This is a genomic window from Clostridium felsineum DSM 794 (genome assembly GCF_002006355.2).
Classification (GTDB): Bacteria; Bacillota; Clostridia; order Clostridiales; family Clostridiaceae; genus Clostridium_S; species Clostridium_S felsineum.
This window is the reverse complement of record NZ_CP096980.1, coordinates 1,786,787-1,808,927: the sequence shown is the minus strand read 5'-3', so window position 1 is coordinate 1,808,927 and position 22,141 is coordinate 1,786,787. Positions and strand designations below refer to the sequence as shown.

The window sequence follows — 22,141 nt, the reverse complement described above, 5'->3', positions numbered from 1 at the left end:
CTTGAAAAGCTTCTTTGGTATATCTTCTATACTCTACATCTAATTTTATTGCCTTATTAAAAAAGTTTTTTACTTCCTTAGCTTCTATTAATATGTTTCCCATTCCATTCCTCTTTTGTCGATTATATGAAGCCTATTTTTCAAGAGTTTTTTAAGTTTAGGCACTACATCATTAACAAAATCTCCTTTATTTTTTTCGGTAATACTTAAACTGTCCCAATCTAAATCTTCATTAGTATTTATAATATATTTTGCTTCTCTAAATGTCGCCCCTTTATCTATAATCACACAATTAAAAAAATACTCAATATCTATATAATTTTGCAAATGATACCATAAATCATATAATTTTAAATTAATTTTGACCTCCTTCATGCTATTGTAATTAATGTGTATGACATTTTCCCTTTTTTACTCTTTAAATAATATATTTCTTCATAAAATTACCAACAATCACATTACTAATACCTGTCAGCCTATTTTACTAACGTAAATTAAAAATTTCAATATTTAATTTATTCTCACCCGCATTACCATGCAGCTTGTTCTAGTATCTTGTACACCTCATTGTTACTAAAATCATCCTCATTTAAAGCTTTCATTATAACAAAATATTTTATTCCTGCTATCCATTCGTCATCATTTTCATTCTCAGCTTCTTTTAATGCTTTTTCAATATATGGAATGAAAATTTTTTTATCCATTGATTCCATTATTTTTAACGCCTCATCTGCTCCAGGCCAATTTAAATCCTGAAGTAAAGAAATCAATTCTGGTATTGCTATATAGTTTCTTGGAGATCCTATCTCACTAATTACTTTTACCGCTTCACCCCAATAAGATTTATCTGTATTTTTAATTAGAGATGGAATTTCTTCATCTTTTATTTGCACAAGCTTACTCAAAGCTTCTTTTCTTTTATTTACCGTATTAAGAATTGACATTTCATCAAGTAATCGTTTCGTTTCTTCTATATTTATTTTAATTCACCTACTTCCTTTTCACTGATATGCTCTGTAATATTTCCGTATACACATGAGGATTGTTATTAGGATCACCTTGTTTTGATGCTATCCAATCTTGCATCATTAAATACTGTCCTTATACAACTTACAACTTTTATAAAAAAAACGCACATAGCTTTATTGGCATAAAACTACGCACGTTTTCTAGCTGTTTAATTATGATAAATTATATACTTTATAGTAGCTTGTGTAGAATACATTTATAGTGTTATGACTATAGCATTATATAACTCCATCCCATAATTATTAAAACCCAGAATATTATCAACACTATTGTTATTACTTTGTCTTTTTTAATTTCTTTCTTATAACCTGATCTTTTAGTTCTTATGTATCCCAATATTGAAATATATATCATTACCATCAAAAATACACAGCCAACAAACCACTCTATTATATAATTACCTTTCTTTGCATCAAAATAATAAAGAAGATATGCACAAAAAAATAAACACGAAAGGTTGTCATTGTCTTGGATTCAATTATAACTTATTTATTTTTATATAATCAATACCTTTTGAAAGTAATTTCTCACTTACTTTTGTTTATTGCTAAACATATTCCTCATAAGCAGTGGGGTTTTGAGGATTAACATAGTCTTGAATACCAAAAGTTTAAGGTGGATAAGATACATAGAATCTTCAATCCAGAACCTGTTGATTATCATTATCCAATTCTTCCTTCATCCATGAATTTAGCAAGCTCTTTTGCAAAATATGTTATATATATATCTGAACCAGCACGATAAGCACTCGTTGCCATTTCACAAATAATCTGATTTTCATCTATGTATCCAAGTTTTGCTCCTGCTTTTACCATGGCATATTCTCCACTTACACTATAAGTTGCAATAGGTACATTTATTTGTTTAGATACTTCAGTAACAATATCCAAGTAATCCAAAGCAGGCTTTACTATAATTATATCTGCACCCTCTTCTACATCTAAAAGTACTTCTTTAATTGCTTCTTTTTTATTATGAAAATCCATTTGATAAGTTTTTCTATCTCCAAAGGCTGGAGTAGAGTCTGCCGCTTCCCTAAATGGGCCATAGAATGCGGAGGCATACTTTACTCCATAAGACATTATTGGTATATCTATAAACCCTTCACTATCTAGTTTGTTGCGTATGGCAAGCACACGTCCATCCATCATATCAGATGGTGCCACCATATCTGCACCAGCTTGTGCATGAGAAAGAGCAATTTTAGCCATAAGTTCTATCGTTATGTCGTTATCTACATCTTTCCCCTTTAATATGCCACAATGTCCATGAGAGGTATATTCACACATGCATACATCAGTAGAATAATACATATCTGGAAATTGCCTCTTTGCTTCACGTAAAGCCTGTTGAATAATTCCATCTTCTGCATATGCCTGACTTCCGCATTCATCTTTTTCATTTGGAATTCCAAAAAACATAACATTAGTCACACCAACCTTTGCTAAACGTTCCAATTCATATGGAAGCCTATCTACACTATAGCGATACTGCCCTTCCATGGATGGAATTTCCTCCTGCATATTTGCTCCCTCTTTTACGAATATTGGATAAATCAAAGAAGATTTATCCATTCTAGTCTCCCTTATCATTTTTCTTAAAGGTTCGTTTTTTCTAAGCCTTCTTGGTCTTCTTATTAAATTCATTTTATCCACCTCAAAATTATTTTTTCAATTAAATTCTACATCATCTGGATTTCCAATTTTAAATAATTCAAATTATATAATAGGGTCATATAAAACTCGATGATTCTGCTTGTAATATTGTTTTCAGATGACCTAAGGTCCCAAGCGTAAAAAACCTTCACATACGAAATAAAACATAAGATCATCCTTATTCTCAAAATAATAATAGAAAGTCCCTACTGCAATGCCAGCTTTTGCACACACATTCCGTACAGTAACCTTTTAACACCTTTTTCCTTTAGAAGATGAACTGTAGCTTCCAATACCTTTGATTTATTCTATATTCTGTTCAATTTTTACTTCAGCATTCTTTCTTTAGCCATATTTCAGCTCCTCTTAGTTTTCAGTAATATAATAGGGTAGTAGTAGTTGAACTAGTGACAAAGTGGATTATTAAACTTTTTATTCTAATTTATAAGATTATCTAGATTCATAAAAATTAACTTGCAATGGATTTCTATCCACTAATCTTGGATAATTATATTTTGGGTATCCAACAATAACTGCACCTGTTATTTTTTTATCTTTAGGAATATTAAATAATTTAAGCATCGGTGAATTATCCTTAAGTGCAATCTTTTCAAATACTCCAGCCCAACATGAACCTAATCCAAGTGTTGGGGCATACAGTTCCATATATGCTAATGAAAAAATAGAATTTTCTCTTCCACGTGGAAAATCTATATCAGCAGTTGCTAGAACAAGAGCAGGTGCCTTTCGCAAGATAGCATCAATTCCTTCATTACGATAAGGGTTAATAACGTCCTTATACATCTTACTGAATAATTCATCATGTTCGAATTCTTCAACAGTAAGTTCAACAGCTTTATCAAGTATAGCCCTATCATCTATGATAGTATAAGATATACCTTGAAGATTATGTCCACTAGGAGCAAAATGTGCAACATTAGCTAGATCCATTAATTTTTCTCTTGAAACAGGAGTTTCTTTATAAGATCGAATTGCACGTCTTGAACGAAGAAAGTTTTCTGCTTCTTCAGGACTTAATTTAGGAAACTTTTTTGAACTTTTTTGATTAACTAATGGTGATTTTACATTATTAATAGCTTCTTTTGGACAAACAGCTACACAATGTCCACAGGCAATACATTTTTCTGAACAAATATCTTCCGGACCATTTTCCCCAATTCTTAATATCTGTCCAGGACATTCATTTGCACAAATTCCACATTTGATACATTTCTCTTGATCTACAGTTATTAAATTCATTTTCTTATTCCTCCTAGTAGTCAATTGTTGTTTTAAGTAGTATGATAAACCCTATAGTAGCTACAGGATCAAGCACTTTATCAAAAAATTCTTAACTTATTCTATTGGTATCCATAGTTCAATATATCTATAGTATTTATCATCTTCATGTACTCGTGCTAATAGGTTTCCTATAATATCATCTACAATTTTATAACCATTGTCTTCTATATATTTTATAGCACCATCTAAAATCTTTAATGATAAGCTTCCTCTATCTCCAACACATACTATTGTATAAATACATTTTTGTTCTTTTTTATAAATCACACTTTGATTAATTGGTAATTCTAATGCATCTGCATATTCTTTCTCCATACCCAAAAACCAATTATCCCTGTTAATTTCATCTCTAAAATTAATATCTTGTTTTGAAATATTTTGTGCAACATCAATAAAGGGAAAATATTTTATCCATGCTTTAAAAAGTCCATCGTTATCATATATCCTTCCATATTCACTATCTTCTCTAGCATTCATTAATAAATATAATGATTCAGATCTATTTTTTATTGTATATTGATTTAGCTTTTTTTTAATATTAACTAATGTGTCTTGATATTTTTGATTCTTTTTATGTAACAGTGTATAGTACTTTATTTTATTTTCTATTTCATGCTGTACCTTTGTAATTTTCTCACAAAAATATTCTAATGATTCATGATGTATAATATTAATTATTTCTTCTATTGGAAGGCTGTAACTTCTAAATTTTTTACACTCTAATAAATAGTAGATATCCCAAGTCTCATATTCACGGTAATTGCTATCCTTTGCTCTTTTAGGTGAAATTATATTTTTTGATTCATAATATCGTATTGTTTCAACAGGGATATCCAATAATTTAGACACTTCTCCAATTTTATAACTCATCCTTTTTCCTCCTAAATATTTTTTTCTTAAGAGTATTCCTATATAGCTTTTAATCTCTTATTATACTATAATTTTTCAAATTGTCTTTTATTGACTCTCGAATACTATATTGTATAATAATTTTTATTTCTAAATATAAAAAAGGTTGCTTTATTCATTTAAAAAATCGTAAATATTTTCATAACGGGTTTACTTTAGAGGTACAAAACTAAAATTTACAGTCATTTATACAACGATTTTTACATTTATTTAGTTATTGTTGAACAAGATAAGAAGATTGTGCACTAAATTATTTTCTTCATATCTGTAACAAATCAGAATTTGCTAACCTTGCAGACCCTTTGACTGTCGCTCCATATCCTCTACTACAATATCATAAATTTCACCCAAAGAATCACAATACTCAAGCAGTTTCCAAGGTGTGTTAGTATGAAAATGAATTTTTATCAGTTCTTCATCTCCAACTGCAAGTAAGCAATCACCTTCAATATTATTTGTGATATATTTATTGATTTCATCTTCTGAAAGATTTTCTCCCTCAATTAATAATTGCGTATCATATTTAAATTCAAGCATAATCATTCTCCTTTCCGAATTGTTGTTTTTCTGTATATTATATAAATTATGTTACTTCGCCTTTTAACCCTATTGGTAGTACTGAGAAAATCGAATATATGCTTTATTAACTGCAGATGCCATTCCAAAAACGGAATGGCATCTTTTACATAACTAGTATTATCGGACATTAGGCGTGGTTTCTACTTTGCCCCTCTCTGGTTGCACTGATGCTCCCACTACCACTATATCTCAATATTTACTCTGTGAGTAAAAGGCATCTGTCATAATTTATTTTATTATTATTTAAAAACCTTACACCCAAATCCAGTTCCTACATCAAAACATTTATTACACGATATACATTTTGATTTTTTTCTGTTACCTGCTTCCCAAATACTTGGCAATTCAGGTTCGCAAATAAGAGGACGGCATAAGCTTATTGCTTCTATTTTCCCTTTATTTAACCATTCTTCGATCATATCTGGCGTACGGTGACATCCGACACTTATTACGGATGCATTCACTTTCTCTGCAATCTGTATTGCATTTTGAGCAAACACACCTTCTTTGTCAGAACTTGACATTCTCCTTGAGTAACCAGGAATGCCTATACCACCGCCTATTTCAATTCCATTTATGCCTAACTTATCTAGCTCACAACATACCCATAAACATTCTTCGAGAGTAAATCCTCCATCTACATAATCCTCACCATTAATTTTAATCCAGATAGGATAATCCTCTCCAACCTTTTCTCTAATGGCAGCATATACTTCAAATACGATTTTAGCACGATTAGAAATATCTCCTCCATATTCATCATTTCGTTTATTAAAATACGGGCTAAGAAACTGGCTGAGCAATTTACCGTGTGAGCCTTGTATCTGAACGCCATCAGCACCTGCTTCTTTGCACCTCTCAGCAGCTATAGCAAAACTATGAATAACACTTTGTATTTCTTCTTTAGTCATACTTTTGGCTGATTTATCTTCAGAAAGCATAAAATCAGATGGAGCAAGCGGTTTGTTTCCATTATCGGGATTTGCTTCTACACCAAAATGCCCTAACTGTACAATAATCTTGCAATCATGGGCGTGAGCTTTATTAACTATCTTACTTAATCCGGGAACAAAATCATCATCGTACGCCTTTACAATATTAGGAAATAGCCTCGAGTTTTCATCAACCCCAAACAAGCTGGTAATTGCTGCGCCTACGCCTCCTTCCGCAAGCTTTTCGTAGATAGAAATTAACTTCTCGGTAATGTGCCCATCTTGATCAGCAGCTCCCTCCACTGTTGCACTACGAATTATACGGTTTTTTAAAGTTATTGCTCCCACATTCGTTTTCTCAAAAATTGTTTTCATTATAAAATCCTCCTTATTATTTTGTAACTTTTTTAGTTACAACTACATTTTTAAAAATTTCAACCCAATATTCACTCTGTGAATAAAAGACATTTATCATAATTTATTTTATTATTATTTAAAAACCTTACACCCAAATCCACTTTTAAAATCGTAACATTTATTACAAGATATACACTTTGATTTTCTTCTGTTGCCTGAGCCCCAAATATTTGGCAATTCAGGTTCACAAATAAGAGGACGGCATAAGCTTATTGCCTGTATTTTACCTTTATTTAACCATTCTTCGATCATATCTGGTGTGCGGTACCATCCGACACTTATTACGGATGCATTCACTTTCTCTGCAACCTGCATTGCATTTTGAGCAAACACACCTTCTTTATCAGAACTTGACATTTTCCTTGTGGCAGCGCTTTCAGGAGAAATGCCTATGCCACCGCTTATTTCAATTCCATTTATACCTAACTTGTCTAGCTCACAACATACCCATAAACATTCTTCAAGACTAAGTCCTCCGCTTACATAATCCTCTCCATTAACTTTAACCCAGATAGGGTAGTCATTACCAACCTTTTCTCTAATGGCAGCATATACTTCAAATACAATTTTCGCACGATTAGAAATATCTCCTCCGTATTCATCATTTCGTTTATTAAAAAACGGACTAAGAAACTGACTGAGCAAATAACCGTGTGCACTATGTATCTGAACGCCGTCAGCACCTGCTTCTTTGCACCTCTCAGCAGCTAGGGCAAAACTATGAATAACACTTTGTATTTCTTCTTTAGTCATACTTTTGGCTGATTTATCTTCAGAAAGCATAATATCAGATGGAGCAAGCGGTTTGTTTCCATTATCTGGATTTGCTTTTGCACCACAGTGTGCTAACTGTACAATAATTTTACAATCCTGGGTATGAACTTTATTAACTAGCTTACTTAATCCAGAAACAAAATCATCATCGTACACCTTTGCCATATGTGGAAAAACCCGTGAGTTTTCATCAACCCCCATCATGCCGGTAATTGCTGCGCCTGCGCCTCCTGCCGCAATCTTTTCATAGATAGAAATTAACTTCTCGGTAATGTGCCCATCTTGATCAGCAGCTCCCCCCTGTGTTGCACTACGAATAATACGATTTTTTAAGGTTATTGCTCCCACATTCGCTTTTTCAAAAATTGTTTTCATTATAAAATCCTCCTTATTATTTTGTAACTTTTTTAGTTACAACTATATTTTAAAAAAATTGTGTAACCACTTAGGTTACAAAAATTTTTGTACTTTTACAAATATTTTTATATTTTCTCCACTACATCAAAAAGAGTATATTCCTTGAGTGTATCTTCTAAGCTTTTTTTACAGCTATTAGAGGTTCCAACAGTGCTCCATGTAATGGCCTACCACGCTTTCATTAGCCCTTATCTGTTGTTCATAAACTTATCGTCTTATTTTAGTTAAGAATGCATCTCTTTTCCCAACCGTAAAGCACTTATTACAACTTGCACATCTTGCTTTTTCCTGACCATTTTTTAGTCTGGTAATCAAATCAGGTTCGCTTATAAGTGGTCTGCTCATAGAGATCATATCGGCACCAGCTTCCAACACTGCCTCCATATCCTCGAAATTTCGTATACCGCCAACTACTATTACAGGGATGTCTGTATTCCCTTTGATATTCATTGCGCTTTCAACAAAATAATTGTGATCCGAGTATTTCATATGTATGAAATTAGACCCGCTAAATTCAACAGCTTCGACACCCAATCTCTTAAACTCAGGTATCATTTTCTTCAAGTCACTCGTATATTGTTCATTTTCTTCAGCGGCATTTGAATTCACCTTGACAAAAACCGGATAATCAGCTCCACATTTATTTTTGATCCCTTGGTTAATGAATTATTAATCACCCTTAGCCAACTTATTTATGACACACCAAGTACTTTATATGTCAGGGATAGATCATTTCTATCGGTAATAAAATATGACAATAAGAAACCATGATAGTCTTTTCAAATATCCTTCACTACTTTTTAAAGATTAATATCATCATTCGATGTAACAATTATTGTTACATCGAATTGCAAAAAAAATTATCAAATCAATTGCTTGAGTTTTGGTATCAAAAGCTATTAACGATTAGAGTTCCATATCATTCCTAGTTGCAATATCCTTCATTATATCAAATAGTGTATATTTCTCTAACTCTAACTCCATTTCAAGTTGAACTGAATGCAATGGGACGGACAACGCAAGATTAATGACCGAACCGATTTTGCATTTCGGATTAACCTTATCATGCAGATCAAAAATACTCGATGCTTCATCAGATTGTACAGCATCAAATATCATTCTTAATGATATTTCTTTTGGTGATTTTAGCAACTCAACACCACCTATACCCGCACGGACGTTTATCAATCCTGCTGTTTTAAGCAGAGCGTTTATTCTTCTAATTACAACAGGATTCGTGTTAACGCTTAATGCAATTGCTGCAGAAGTAGGCTTTTCATTATATAATAGTGGCGCTAATCCAACAACTGCTAAAATATGTATTGCAACTGGAAATTTTGTATTTATTCTCATTTTGCCCTCCTCTTAATTACATTTGTAACAATTGTAATTACACACAGCCCTTTATTAAGTATCATACGCATATTCTTAAAGAATAATATGCGTATGGATTAATTTTGCGACTTCAATCCATTTTTATTAATAGCAATTGTAATCATTATTGTTACATCAATAAGCAAAAAAAATTAACTTTCCACACTACTTATAGATCGACAATTAACACTAATTAGCCATTACGATTTATGTTTCAAATCCGCTACTTCGCCTGCCTATTAGCAGCTAATGTAGGGTTCCTAAATTCACAAGGAACATTGGTCTGGCATAAAGAGCATACGGCTGATATTTCAGGGTTTCCCCAATTCTTAATATCTGTCTAGTACATTCATTTGCACAAATTCCACAATTGATACATTTTTCTTAATCTACAGTTATTAAATTCATTTTCTTATTCCTCCTAGTAGTCAATTGTTGTTTTCATTAGTATAATAAACCCTGTAGTGGCTACAGAGTCAAGCACTTTATCAAAAAATTCTTAACTTATTCTATTGGTATTCATAGTTCAATATATCTATAGTATTTATCATCTTCATGTACTCGTGCTAATAGGTTTCCTATAATATCATCTACAATTTTATAACCATTGTCTTCTATATATTTTATAGCACCATCTAAAATCTTTAATGATAAGCTTCCTCTATCTCCAACACATACTATTGTATAAATACATTTTTGTTCTTTTTTATAAATCACACTTTGATTAATTGGTAATTCCAATGCCTCTGCATATTCTTTTTCTATACCCAAAAACCAATTATCCCTGTTAATTTCATCTCTAAAATTAATATCTTGTTTTGAAATATTTTGTACAACATCAATAAAGGGAAAATATTTTATCCATGCTTTAAAAAGTCCATCGTTATCATATATTCTTCCATATTCACTATCTTCTCTAGCATTCATTAATAAATATAATGATTCAGGTCTATTTTTTATTGTATTTTGATATAGCTTTTTTTAATATTAACTAATGTATCTTGATATTTTTGATTCTTTTTATGTAACAGTGTATAATATTTTATTTTATTTTCTATTTCATACTGTACCTTTGTAATTTTCTTACAAAAACATTCTAATGATTCATGATGTATAATATTAGTTATTTCTTCTATTGAAAGGCTGTAACTTCTAAATTTTTTACACTCTAATAAATAGTAGATATCCCAAGTCTCATATTCACGGTAATTGCTATCCTTCGCTCTTTTAGGTGAAATTATATTTTTTGATTCATAATATCGTATTGTTTCAACGGGTATATCCAATAATTTAGACACTTCTCCAATTTTATAACTCATCATTTTTCCTCCTAAATATTTTTTTCTTAAGAGTATTCCTATATAGCTTTTAATATCTTATTATACTATAGTTTTTTCAAATTGTTATTTATTGAATCTCGAACTCTATATTGTATAATAATTTTTATTTCTAAAATATAAAAAAGGTTGCTTTATTCATTTAAAAAATCGTAAATATTTTCATAACGGGTTTACTTTAGAGGTGCAAAACTACAATTTACAGTCATTTATACGTAAGCATAAAAAATTAACGCCTACAATATAGATATCCGATAGGATAAAATAACAGGTATCAAAGTAAAATGGGTATGCCTGTTATGAACGGTAAAAATAAGGATACGAACTGGGTTGAAATAATAGATAAATTTTCGGGCCACAAAGAAAGAATTGTAGATTTCTGTAAAGAAAATAATATAACGCCACAGTAGCTATATCGCCAGAGAAAAAAGTTAAATCAAGTACCTTCCAAACCTTTCATACTATAGATATATCAAAGACTAAAGTTTCGCACAGTTATAGTGAAGAGGTAAAAATTAAAATAGGCAATGTAAAAATATATATACCGAAGGGATACAAAGCTACGCTAATTTATATATTAAGGGAACTATCGACAATATGTTGAATATAGATAGTGTGGATAAAGTATATTTAGCTTGTGGAGTGCCGGATCTAAGAAGTAACATTGATGGAGCGTGTAAAATTCTTTCTGTAAAATAACTTTCTATGGTAAGTTTTAAAAGACAAGATTGTCAGAAAAGTTACTTTCTATCTTGTTTTAAATATACATTCTAAAAATATGTATGTCAAGAACGCCTTTAAAAACAGGCGTTTTTGGCATATTAAGCTTTTTATTCAGTAAGTCGTCCTTCATACATAATGGATAATTCACCGTACACTTTACCCCAATTTCTTAGTGGCAAACGCCATTTTTTTGTAGCTTCAAAAGTAGCAAGGTATAAAGCTTTTAAAAGTGATGTATCGCTTGGAAATACAGTTCTTTGTCTATTTAATCTACGATATGTGCTGTTGAGACTTTCGATTGCATTTGTAGTATAAATAACTTTTCTTACATCAGCAGAGAACTTAAAAATAGGGCTAATAGCATCCCAATTTGATTTCCAGCTTTTCATTGAGTTAGGATAATGTTTTTCCCATTTTCCAGTGATTTCTTCTAATTGCTTATATGCAATTTCCTCAGAAGGTGCATGATATATAGTTTTTAAATCTTTTGCAAATTCTTTTTTATCTTTATCAGAAACATACTTTAATGTATTTCTTACTTGATGAACTATACAACGTTGATATTCAGTATTTGGAAAAGCTACTGATATAGATTCCTTTATCCCTGTAAGACCATCTGCACAAAGGATAAGGATATCTTGAACACCTCTATTTTTTAATTCATTGAGAGCACTAAGCCAATATTTACTGCTTTCATTTTCTCCAATATTTATAGAAAGTACTTCTTTTCTGCCTTCATTATTTATACCAAGAATAATGTAAGCTGCAAGCTTACGTATAACGTTATTTTCCCTTACGGAAAAATGAACTGCATCAATGAAAACAATTGGATATACTGTAGATAAAGGTCTATGTTGCCATGCTTCTATTTCAGGAAGAAGTTTATTGGTTATATTTGAAACCATTCCTTCACTAACTTCAAACCCATATATATCTTCAATTTGTTCTGAAATTTGTCTGGTACTTAATCCTTTAGCATACATAGAAATAATTTTTTCTTCTATACCAGAAATATCTTTCTGGTGTTTTTGTACTATTTTAGGTTCAAAAGAACTTTCTCTATCCTGTGGTACATCTATATTCATCTCACCATATTTGCTTCGAATTCTTTTTTGTTTTTTCCCATTTCTTGAGTTTGTAGTTTCGGCTCGTTCATATGGTTCATAGCCTAAATGCTCGTCCATTTCACCTTCAAGCATAGATTGAATAGTTCCACCTAATAGATCTTTTAAAGCTTCCTGAATATCCTCAGCTGACTGAATATCATACTCTTCTATAAGAGCTGATATAATATTTCTTTTTCCTTCATTCATTGGTTTTACCTTATAAATATCTTTTTTTCTTGCCATAATAAAAGGCCTCCTATGATTTTATTTTACCATAGAAAGCCTTATTATTTTTATTTACAGACTTTTCTTCACACGCTCTTATGAAATTATACTTAATTTATATATATCTTTTCCTATATTAACAAAATCTTTTTTATAAATCTGAACTGTCTGCCTGATTTTCTCTTTCCAATGATAATATGTAATTAAATTCCTATATACTTTGTTCCTAACTTCAATAGATGCCATATGATTTAACTTTACACTAGCAACCTTTTTAGCTTCCTTTATAAAATTAATTGTAGATGAACTTACATCAAAACCAATTACATCTTTATTAGTATAATTATGATACTTGGCATATAAAGTTTTTTAATTTTTCAATTTTGTTTTTAAAATATTCCACCTTTCACTTTTAAAATTAAATATAAACAAACTGCATATAAGCGAATTTTTCATATACACAGTTTGTTAGCCTAAAAAGGGCTAAAATAATTGTTTCAAAATAAAAAAAGAATAGCAAAGACTAAAATTGTTTTTACTATTCTTATACATTAATTTTTTGTTTTTATCACAGTGGAATTTAAATTTTTATTATTCAAACTCAAAACTTTCTATTTTAGCAAATGGTACACAATGTTTTTGAGCTGAAGTACTTCCTTGTGCTGGTATACTGAATATATAATATGGTATTGTTCCTTTTACTTCTTCACTCATATTAGTATACCAATTCATGAAATCATTAAACTCATCTTGCGTTAAATCAAATTTTCTTGTTGTTGAATCATTCATATATAACGTTAATTTAACTTTTGTAACTTGTTGAGCTATTACATTTACCGTACATGTTGCAGTTTTACCATCAGCTGTAGTTGCTGTTATTATTGTCTGACCTTCTTTTACTCCTGTTATTTTTCCAGAAGAATCTACTGTTACAATAGAATTATCACTTGAACTCCATGTTACACCTACATTGGAGGGATTAACTATTGCTGCTATATTATCAGTTTGTCCTACATTTATTGAATCATTCGTTTTATCTAAACTTATAGTTGTTGGTTCTGTAACATTGACTGTGCATGAAGAACTTAAATTACTTCCATCTTGTGTAGTTGCTTTTATGGTTGTTTTTCCTTTTTTAAGAGCAGTTACTTTTCCATTTGAATCTACTGGTGCTACTGATGTATCACTTGACGTCCATGTCACAGCTTTATTGCTTACATCATCTGGTGTTACTGTTGCTGTTAGGTTGTCTGATTGTCCTACTATTAGATTATCTGTAGTTTTATTTAATGTTATACCAGTAGCTAATGGTGTATAATCTTTTATTTCATAATTTCCTTTCTCAAATCTAAATTCATCAATATTAACTTGCTTTAACATATTAGAATTAGCTGTTTCATACATTCCTATATTAATTCCCGTTGATGTTCCTGAATATGGCTGATATGGATTAAGACTCATTAATCTTCCGTCATACAAAAGTCCTACTGATCCTTTGTTTTTTATTATTCTTATATTATGCCACTGTCCATCAAATATTGTACTTGCATACATATGATAATAATATTGTGCTCCTTCACCATAATAAATAAAGTTAATCCACTTATTTGTTTTAAGATTAAGTCCCCAACCAGTTTTATTAGTATAATTATAATTTGATGATGTACAAATAGGAGCATCATCTGACATATTCGCTGAAGGTTTTATCCAAAATTCAATCATGCAATCTATATCATTCATATTAAACTCATCACTTGTTCCACTTACTGTTAAGTCAGCACTCCCATTAAAATATGCACTTCCGGTGCCAAATTTTTTATTATCAGTATCTAAAGTAACTCCATTATTAATTACACTATGTCCACATTCATCTTTAAATGTACTATCATCCATATGTAACAATAATTTTGTATTTTCATCTACTCCACTATCCCTATTAGTATCTGCAAAAACACTCGTAAAACATCCTAAAATAACAATTAAAAACACTAACAAAGACACTTTAAATCTGTTTTTCACTTTTGTTCCCCCTTTAGTATATGTATTATTTTTACTTATAATCAATATTATTGTAAAACAATGTGTAAATTTATGCAAGTACACAATAAAACATCTAAAAGAACTAATATTGCAAATTCAAAGATCAAGAAAAAAAATCTCCAGGTAAAATAATCTTTAACTATTATAAATTTCTTAAAACAAGAGAATGAATAAATTACAACTATGTAAAAACTATTTTACATAACGAACAATCGTATATATGGATTAATGTTGACAGAAATACCACTAGTATACAACTTAAAAATGGAAAGATTACAGGAAAAGGTACTTCAAATCTCAATTAATTATGAAAATTAAACTTTTTCATAAAGTAATTGAAAACACAAAAATAGCCAGTCTACAATACTGTAAACTCGCTATTTTAAAGGTTTGGTAGCCCCAACGGGAATCGAACCCGTGATTCCGCCTTGAGAGGGCGATGTCTTAACCGCTTGACCATAGGGCCTTAATATTTGTTTTGTTAGTCGCTCAAAACAACCAACGAATAATATTATATCACTATATTTAATATTTTCAAGTACTTTTGCATTGTATTTTGGTTATATTTTAAATTTATTGAGATATAGCTGTTATTTTCTTGATTTTCCTACGATAAACATATTTTTTTGTTACAAATTGCATATTTAAGATATACATGTACTAAGATACTTAAAAATAAGTATTCTAATACATGTATATATCTAAAGCTTATATAGATTTAGAAGTTTATTTCTTTAGCTATTTTATTTATATCAAAATTTTTACTTCCTTCTGAAAATATAACAAGAGCTTCACTAAATTTATTTTTCTCGTCTGTACAGTCATGAACTAAACATTCTGCTTTTATGGAAAATTCATCTGCACAATCATCTACTGACGCTTCCACATTATCCCTTGCTATATCACTTAAAAAAGGCAAGTAATATTCACTATACCAGGTATCTTTTTCATCCTTTGAGCTGCATTCACCATCTGCAAATGCCTTTGCTGCTTTTATTTCATATTCATCAAAATTGTAATGAAATTTTATCACAAACAAATCTTTATCATAATTTATTTCTTTTAAATCGCTTACTGCTTCATCTACTATAAATTCTAAAATTTCTTTATTATCCATACTTCACCTCAAAAAAAAATTTTTTTAATATTTATAAGTTTTTTGGTTAAATTTAATATTAATATTATTATATTATCACAAATAACTATAATGTTAAAATTTATAAGTCTTTCTTCACAAATTAATAAGTTCTATGAATTTTCTTAATATTACGTTTATACTCCTACTACTTTATATTTTTCATATTTATTATATAATAAACTTCGTATTATTATTTATAACTTGGAGGTATTGCGGATGAACATTGATATATTAGGCGTACCTATCTACTATGGTTCTGACAGAAAAGGCGTAGATTTAGGTCCTGATAAATTACGAGAAAAAAATTTCAAAACACTTATAACTAAATATAATCACAAGGTTAGAGACATGGGCGATATTAAAGTACCCTTTATACCTGAAAAAGATAAATTCAAATTTAATCCTAAAATGAAATTTTTAAAACCCATAGTAGAAACAGATACAGAGCTAGCAAATAAAGTTTACGAATCTCTATCATTAGGAAACTTTCCTTTTATAATTGGAGGCGATCACTCTCTTGGTCTTGGCAGCATAGTAGGCGCCAGTAAGGCAGATGAAAATCTTGCGGTTATTTGGATTGATGCTCATACAGATATAAATACCGACAAAACTACTGAATCAGGCAACGTTCACGGAATGCCTTTAGCTGCTGCAATGGGTATTGGTGCTAGTGAACTTACAGATATATGTCATGAGGGTCATAAATTAAAGCCTGAAAATGTGTTTATAATCGGTGCCCGATCTATTGATAAGGGTGAACTTCAATTAATTAATGAAAAAAATCTTACTTTTTATTCAACAGAGACAGTAAAAAAAATAGGTACTAAAACAATTATTAATGAAATTTTTGAGAAGCTAGCTAAAAATAATATCAATTCAGTTCATCTAAGCTTCGATATAGATTGCCTTGATAAAAGCATAGTTCCTGGAACAGGCACTCCTGTTTCTGATGGTCTAAATATAGATGATACCAAACTACTTATAGGTGCTATCCTTAAGAGCGGTCTTGTAAAATCTATGGACCTTGTTGAATTCAATCCTCTTTTGGATAGAAATAACAAAACAGAGAATTTAGTTATAGATTTTATTGACTATATATTTAAAAATTTAAAGTAGCTTTTTACAATAGCTTTTAGTTATAAAACTACAAATATTTATAACTAAAAGCTTTATTTTTAATACAAGTATATTTAATAGTTCGGTTCTTTTACGTGACTTTCAGCAGTACTCTCACTTTTTATTAACTCATACATTTTGGTAGTTAACCTAGAAACTCTATTCCAGGTATACTTTTCTTCTACAGTTTTTATTGCATTTCTTCTTATATTTTGAGAAAGTTCATCATTTCTTAGTATTTCCAAAACATTATAAGTAAGGCTTTCAACTGAACCATTTATCATTTTCATTCCATTACTTTCATGTTCTATTATTTCACCAAATCCACCAGTATCTGAAACCACTGCTGGGCATCCTGCCGCCATAGCTTCAAGTAATACTATACCAAAAGGTTCATATAGTGATGGAAAAACTGAAACACTAGCCACTCTATAGAATTTTTTCTTAGTTTTATTATCCATGTATCCTGTAAATAAAAACTTATCTCCTAACCCTATGCTTTTCACCTTATCTTTAAGTTCTTCTGTCATAGGACCTGTTCCAGCAATTATAAATTTAGTTTTATTATAACCTGAAACTATTCCCGGTGCTGCATCTATTAATATTTGTATTCCTTTTTCAAACACATGCCTTCCAATAAAAAATATCATTTTTTCATCATCAGCTGCATATTTTCTTCTAAATTTTAACCAATCAAATTCAAAATTAAAGGAATCCATATCAATTCCATTAGGTATAATCCAAACTTTGTCCTCTGGAGTTTTGAAGGTCTCTACTATTTGCGATTTCATATAGCCACTGCATGCGACTATTTTCCAAGATTCATAAGTAAGTAGCCATTCAGCTGAAGAAATATATTTTTGCATTTCTGTTCTTATACCGTTGTTTCTGCCTTTTTCAGTAGCATGCATAGTACAAACCATTGGAATTCTGTACGACCATTTTAAAACCTTGCCACAATATACACACAGCCAATCGTGAACATGAATCATGTCAACTTTACCAATTTTTCTCATTAGTCTTGTACATTCTTCAATCATAGAAAAATTAAGGTGCATAACCCATTTAGTAAAATCCTCTGTATCTATTTTATACGGAGTTACTCTATGTACATATACTCCATCATCATTTTCCTCAACCGGCGCTTTTTTTTCTTCGCAAGTTACAACATATACCTCGTGGCCTAAAGTGGCTAGCGCATGGGATAAATTGTAAACGTGATTAGATAATCCTCCTACGTTTTTAGGTGGATATTCCCATGATAACATTAATATTTTCAATACTATTCCCTCCCTAAAGAACTTACATGCATACTTATATATATTTCACTTTTTAATTATAAATGTTTTTTTATGAAATTTTCAAGTTTAACAAATTATATCATCAGGGCAAATTTCCATAAAATGTAACAATCAAAAGAGGTAAATGAACTTTTAAATATTATTACTTCATTTACCCCTTTATTTATATATCCTATTTTTTATATTTTAAACTATTTATTTAAAGTTTTATTTACTTTCAACAGTACTTTTTTTAAAACCAGTAGAATCTTTCTTTAAAACATCAGCTATTGCAGCTATGCTTCCAAGTGATGAAAGTGTCTCATTTGGTAATATAAGTTTATTTGCAGGATTTTTAGCCATTTCTTTAAGTGCTTCAACCTGTTTTAATGCTATTACTGTTTCATTTGTTCCTGATTCAATTATAGAGCTATTTACTTTTCTTATAGCCTTACTTTCTGCTTCCGCAACTGCCTCTATAGCTTTTGCTTTACCTTCTGCCTCAAGAAGTTGTGATTCTTTAAGTCCTTCTGCTCTTCTTATGTTAGCTTCTTTTTCTGCTTCTGCTTGAAGTATTTTAGATTGTTTTTCACCTTCTGCTTTAGCTATTTCAGCTTGTTTTTGACCTTCTGCTTGGAGTATAGTAGCTCTTTTATCTCTTTCTGCTCTCATTTGTTTTTCCATAGCTTGTTGAATTTCAGCTGGTGGAATAATATTTTTAATTTCAACAGAAAGTATTTTTATTCCATAAGCATCTGTAATTTCATCTACAACCTTTAAAAGCTCTTGGTTTATAATATCTCTTCCTGAAAGAACTTCGTCAAGTGACATGTTTCCTACAATATTTCTCATGTTTGTTATAGTTGAATATATAATACCTGATTTATAGCTTTCAATATTGTAGATAGCATCCCTTGCATTCATAACTTTATAGAATATTACATTATCAATAGATATTTTTACGTTATCCTTTGTTATAACGCTTTGAGGTTGTATGTCAAGTATTTGTTGCTTAGTTGAAACCTTAGCTCTTGTAAAGTCCACAAATGGTATTATAAGATTCCAGCCTGGTTGAAGTGCTCTATGAAACTGACCAAGTCTTTCTACTACATACACATATCCTGTAGTTACAACCTTTAGAGAAATGAATACAATTACTAAAATAAGTACTAATAAAACAATTAAAACTATCATTATTTAATCTCTCCTTCTTTTCTTATTAAAAGTTTATTTCCTTCGATTCCTGTGATTATAAAATTATCGCCTTTTTTTATAGCTTCTCCAACATTTTTTACTGTCCAGTATATACCGTCTACTTTCAATTTTGATTTTCCAACATCCATATCCTTTTCTGCTACAGCTTCCCTCCCTATATATTTTTCTTCCATAAGAGGTGTCCTTTTTACTGTTTTATTTAGTAGTTTTTTAGATATTGGGTAACCTACACATAATAAAACAATACTTACAATTGAAAATAATATAATTTGAACTGTGACTGGTGCTCCAAGAAGTCCTGCTATTATAGCTACTACTGCACCTACACTAAACCACATAAATAGAAAACCTGATGTCCAAAAATCAATTATCATCATAAAAATAGCTATTACTATCCATATTTTTAATAAATCACTCATTATATCACCCCCTGATTACATATACTTTACATTAATATCTACTATAAATAAAGTTCTGTTTTACCCTTAAAAGAGTTATTTTATACCCTTTGTCCAACTTTAGTTTATTTTTTGTGTTGAATCTTATTATATCATGTTTTTTCGCCAATTATCATTTATATTAAATTTAGTGATATAATATTACTACATAAAGTATAAAGGAGAGTATTTTAATGAATCATAGTTTTGTAAAAATTTCTTCAGCATGTCCAAAAACTAATGTTGCAGATGTTGATTTTAATGTAAAAAATATTAAGTTGTGTATAGATAAGGCTTTAAATGAAAATTCAAAAGTTGTAGTTTTTCCTGAGCTTTCTATAACTTCCTATACCTGTGCAGATTTATTTTCTCAAAGCACACTACTAAACAACTCCTTAAATGGAATAAAAGATTTATGTGATTTTTTAAAAGATAAAGATATAGTGGTGGTAGTTGGTGCCCCTCTTTTATATAACTACTGTCTCTATAATTGTGCCTACGTTCTTTTTAAAGGCTCAATTCTAGGTATAGTACCCAAAAGCTACATACCTAATTACGTGGAGTTTTATGAAAAAAGGTGGTTCACAGAAGGTCTTAATGTTAAAAATGAATTTGCTGAATTTCCATTTCAAGCTGATGTACCTTTTGGCTCTGACTTAATATTCAGATGCGGTGATTTAAAATTAGGCTTAGAAATATGTGAGGATTTATGGGCTCCAATACCACCTAGCAGTTACTTAAGCATAATGGGTGCAAATGTAATATTAAATCCTTCTGCCTCAAACGAAGTTGTAAGCAAGGCTGACTATAGAAGAAGCCTTATTTCAAATCAAAGTGGAAGGTGTATGTGTGCCTACATTTATTCCTCAGCAGGAGTTTTTGAATCCTCTACAGATGTAGTTTTCAGTGGACATATGCTCATATGTGAAAATGGAAGCATCCTTTCTGAAAATGATAGATTTGAAAGAGATAATTTAGTTTTAACTTCAATAATTGATCTTGAAAAACTTCAAAGTGAAAGATTAAAAAATGTAACCTTTAGAGACAGTATAAAATTATGTACCTTTAAACCAAATTACATAGACTTCACTTTTTCAAATTGGAATATGGGCAATTTTGATAGATTTATCGATTCTCACCCTTTTGTTCCTTCAAATGAAAAACAAAGAGAAAACCGCTGCAAAGAAATATTTAATATACAAACAGCTGGCCTTGCTAAGAGATTTACACATACTGGTCTAAAGAAAGCAGTTATAGGTATTTCGGGTGGACTAGACTCTACTCTTGCCCTTGTTGTCATAGTAAAAACCTTTGATATGTTAGGTATAAGCAGAAAAAATATAATAACTGTCACAATGCCTGGTTTTGGAACTACAGATAAAACTTATAATAATGCAGTGGATTTATGTAATTATCTAGGATGTGACCTTAGAGAAATAGACATAGTACCAGCATGTCTCCTTCACTTTAAGGATATAAACCATCCTAAAGAAACTCATGACGTTACTTATGAAAATGTTCAAGCAAGAGAAAGAACTCAAATACTTATGGACATTGCAAATAAAGAAGGCGGTCTTTTAATTGGTACTGGTGATTTATCAGAGCTTGCTCTTGGTTGGTGTACTTATAATGGAGATCATATGTCCATGTACGCTGTAAACTCATCTATTCCAAAGACACTTGTAAGATATTTGGTTCTTTATGTTGCTGAAAAAGAACTCACTGGTGAAGTTTCAAAAACCCTAATCGATATTTTAAACACTCCTGTAAGTCCTGAACTTTTACCTAAGGACTCAAAAGGAAATATATCTCAAAAGACAGAGGATATAATAGGACCTTACGAACTTCATGACTTTTTCTTGTATTATTTTATGAAGCAGGGTTCTGAGTCAGAAAAGATAATATTTATGGCACAACATGCCTTTAAAGATACTTATTCTAAAGAAACTATAGAAAAATGGTTTAAGTTATTTATAAAAAGATTTTTCAGTCAACAATTTAAGCGTTCTGCTATACCTGATGGACCTAAAGTTGGAACTATAAGCTTATCACCAAGGGGTGATCTTAGAATGCCTTCTGATGCCTCATATAGTGGCTGGAATAGATAAAACTAAAAGAAGTATGCAACTTAAGCAT

General features: G+C 30.5%; 21 protein-coding genes and 1 tRNA gene. 2 read left to right on the top strand and 20 right to left on the bottom strand.

Annotation, left to right across the window (positions count from 1 at the left end; all coding sequences use genetic code 11):
• Positions 1-87 precede the first annotated feature (87 nt).
• The 17 genes from CLFE_RS08470 to CLFE_RS08395 form a co-directional block, all read right to left on the bottom strand.
• A complete protein-coding gene (locus CLFE_RS08470; protein WP_077893697.1) occupies positions 88-375 on the bottom strand; it encodes a hypothetical protein in 288 nt (95 codons plus the stop codon).
• Between the two features lie 155 nt (positions 376-530).
• On the bottom strand, positions 531-944 hold the full coding sequence (locus CLFE_RS08465) for a DUF5071 domain-containing protein (RefSeq protein ID WP_077893696.1): 414 nt from the start codon (positions 942-944) through the stop codon (positions 531-533).
• A 747-nt stretch (positions 945-1,691) separates the two neighbouring features.
• Positions 1,692-2,675: a porphobilinogen synthase gene (gene hemB, locus CLFE_RS08460; RefSeq protein WP_077893695.1), complete on the bottom strand. Its 984-nt coding sequence runs from the start codon at positions 2,673-2,675 to the stop codon at positions 1,692-1,694.
• 132 nt (positions 2,676-2,807) lie between these two features.
• Positions 2,808-2,918, bottom strand: a complete 111-nt coding sequence (locus tag CLFE_RS24465; protein ID WP_077893694.1) for a TetR/AcrR family transcriptional regulator — start codon at positions 2,916-2,918, stop codon at positions 2,808-2,810.
• A 216-nt stretch (positions 2,919-3,134) separates the two neighbouring features.
• Complete coding sequence (locus tag CLFE_RS08455) at positions 3,135-3,944, bottom strand: nitroreductase family protein (protein ID WP_077893693.1); 810 nt, start codon at positions 3,942-3,944, stop codon at positions 3,135-3,137.
• 96 nt (positions 3,945-4,040) lie between these two features.
• Positions 4,041-4,856 carry a MerR family transcriptional regulator gene (locus tag CLFE_RS08450; RefSeq protein WP_077893692.1) on the bottom strand — a complete coding sequence of 272 codons (816 nt, stop codon included), beginning with the start codon at positions 4,854-4,856 and terminating at the stop codon, positions 4,041-4,043.
• Positions 4,857-5,180: 324 nt separating this feature from the next.
• Positions 5,181-5,432, bottom strand: coding sequence for a kinase to dihydroxyacetone kinase (locus CLFE_RS08445; RefSeq protein WP_077893691.1), 252 nt, complete (start codon positions 5,430-5,432; stop codon positions 5,181-5,183).
• A 281-nt stretch (positions 5,433-5,713) separates the two neighbouring features.
• Positions 5,714-6,781 (bottom strand): NADH:flavin oxidoreductase, encoded by a 1,068-nt coding sequence (locus tag CLFE_RS08440; RefSeq protein WP_077893690.1) that lies wholly within the window; start codon positions 6,779-6,781, stop codon positions 5,714-5,716.
• A gap of 114 nt (positions 6,782-6,895) precedes the next feature.
• Positions 6,896-7,972 (bottom strand): NADH:flavin oxidoreductase, encoded by a 1,077-nt coding sequence (locus CLFE_RS08435; RefSeq protein WP_077893689.1) that lies wholly within the window; start codon positions 7,970-7,972, stop codon positions 6,896-6,898.
• Between the two features lie 249 nt (positions 7,973-8,221).
• Positions 8,222-8,623 (bottom strand): oxidoreductase, encoded by a 402-nt coding sequence (locus CLFE_RS08430; protein ID WP_242951636.1) that lies wholly within the window; start codon positions 8,621-8,623, stop codon positions 8,222-8,224.
• 297 nt (positions 8,624-8,920) lie between these two features.
• Complete coding sequence (locus CLFE_RS08425) at positions 8,921-9,367, bottom strand: Rrf2 family transcriptional regulator (RefSeq protein ID WP_077893687.1); 447 nt, start codon at positions 9,365-9,367, stop codon at positions 8,921-8,923.
• A gap of 540 nt (positions 9,368-9,907) precedes the next feature.
• Positions 9,908-10,315, bottom strand: a complete 408-nt coding sequence (locus CLFE_RS08420; RefSeq protein ID WP_077893686.1) for a hypothetical protein — start codon at positions 10,313-10,315, stop codon at positions 9,908-9,910.
• Positions 10,316-10,344: 29 nt separating this feature from the next.
• Positions 10,345-10,707, bottom strand: a complete 363-nt coding sequence (locus tag CLFE_RS08415; RefSeq protein ID WP_169850950.1) for a MerR family transcriptional regulator — start codon at positions 10,705-10,707, stop codon at positions 10,345-10,347.
• Positions 10,708-11,555: 848 nt separating this feature from the next.
• Complete coding sequence (locus tag CLFE_RS08410) at positions 11,556-12,761, bottom strand: IS256 family transposase (protein WP_169851037.1); 1,206 nt, start codon at positions 12,759-12,761, stop codon at positions 11,556-11,558.
• A gap of 609 nt (positions 12,762-13,370) precedes the next feature.
• The gene (locus CLFE_RS08405) at positions 13,371-14,798 is read right to left on the bottom strand and encodes an Ig-like domain-containing protein (protein ID WP_242951730.1); all 1,428 of its coding nucleotides are present in this window, start codon (positions 14,796-14,798) and stop codon (positions 13,371-13,373) included.
• 412 nt (positions 14,799-15,210) lie between these two features.
• Positions 15,211-15,285, bottom strand: a tRNA-Glu gene (locus tag CLFE_RS08400).
• A 252-nt stretch (positions 15,286-15,537) separates the two neighbouring features.
• On the bottom strand, positions 15,538-15,936 hold the full coding sequence (locus tag CLFE_RS08395) for a hypothetical protein (protein WP_077895434.1): 399 nt from the start codon (positions 15,934-15,936) through the stop codon (positions 15,538-15,540).
• Positions 15,937-16,173: 237 nt separating this feature from the next.
• Here CLFE_RS08395 and rocF point away from each other — a divergent pair, with 237 nt between their 5' ends.
• On the top strand, positions 16,174-17,073 hold the full coding sequence (gene rocF, locus CLFE_RS08390; RefSeq protein WP_077895435.1) for an arginase: 900 nt from the start codon (positions 16,174-16,176) through the stop codon (positions 17,071-17,073).
• Between the two features lie 74 nt (positions 17,074-17,147).
• On the opposite strand, the gene CLFE_RS08385 is transcribed toward rocF, so the two are convergent.
• The 3 genes from CLFE_RS08385 to CLFE_RS08375 all read right to left on the bottom strand — a co-directional run bounded on the left by CLFE_RS08385 (position 17,148) and on the right by CLFE_RS08375 (position 19,987).
• The gene (locus CLFE_RS08385) at positions 17,148-18,353 is read right to left on the bottom strand and encodes a glycosyltransferase family 4 protein (RefSeq protein WP_077835402.1); all 1,206 of its coding nucleotides are present in this window, start codon (positions 18,351-18,353) and stop codon (positions 17,148-17,150) included.
• Positions 18,354-18,581: 228 nt separating this feature from the next.
• Entirely contained in the window at positions 18,582-19,550 is a 969-nt protein-coding gene (locus CLFE_RS08380; protein WP_176091521.1) for an SPFH domain-containing protein, read from the bottom strand.
• A complete protein-coding gene (locus CLFE_RS08375) occupies positions 19,547-19,987 on the bottom strand; it encodes an NfeD family protein (protein WP_077895436.1) in 441 nt (146 codons plus the stop codon). Before CLFE_RS08375 ends, CLFE_RS08380 begins: the two co-directional genes overlap by 4 nt.
• 212 nt (positions 19,988-20,199) lie before the next feature.
• Between CLFE_RS08375 and CLFE_RS08370 the strand changes: the two genes are divergently transcribed.
• Entirely contained in the window at positions 20,200-22,113 is a 1,914-nt protein-coding gene (locus CLFE_RS08370) for an NAD(+) synthase (RefSeq protein ID WP_077895437.1), read from the top strand.
• Positions 22,114-22,141 lie beyond the last annotated feature (28 nt).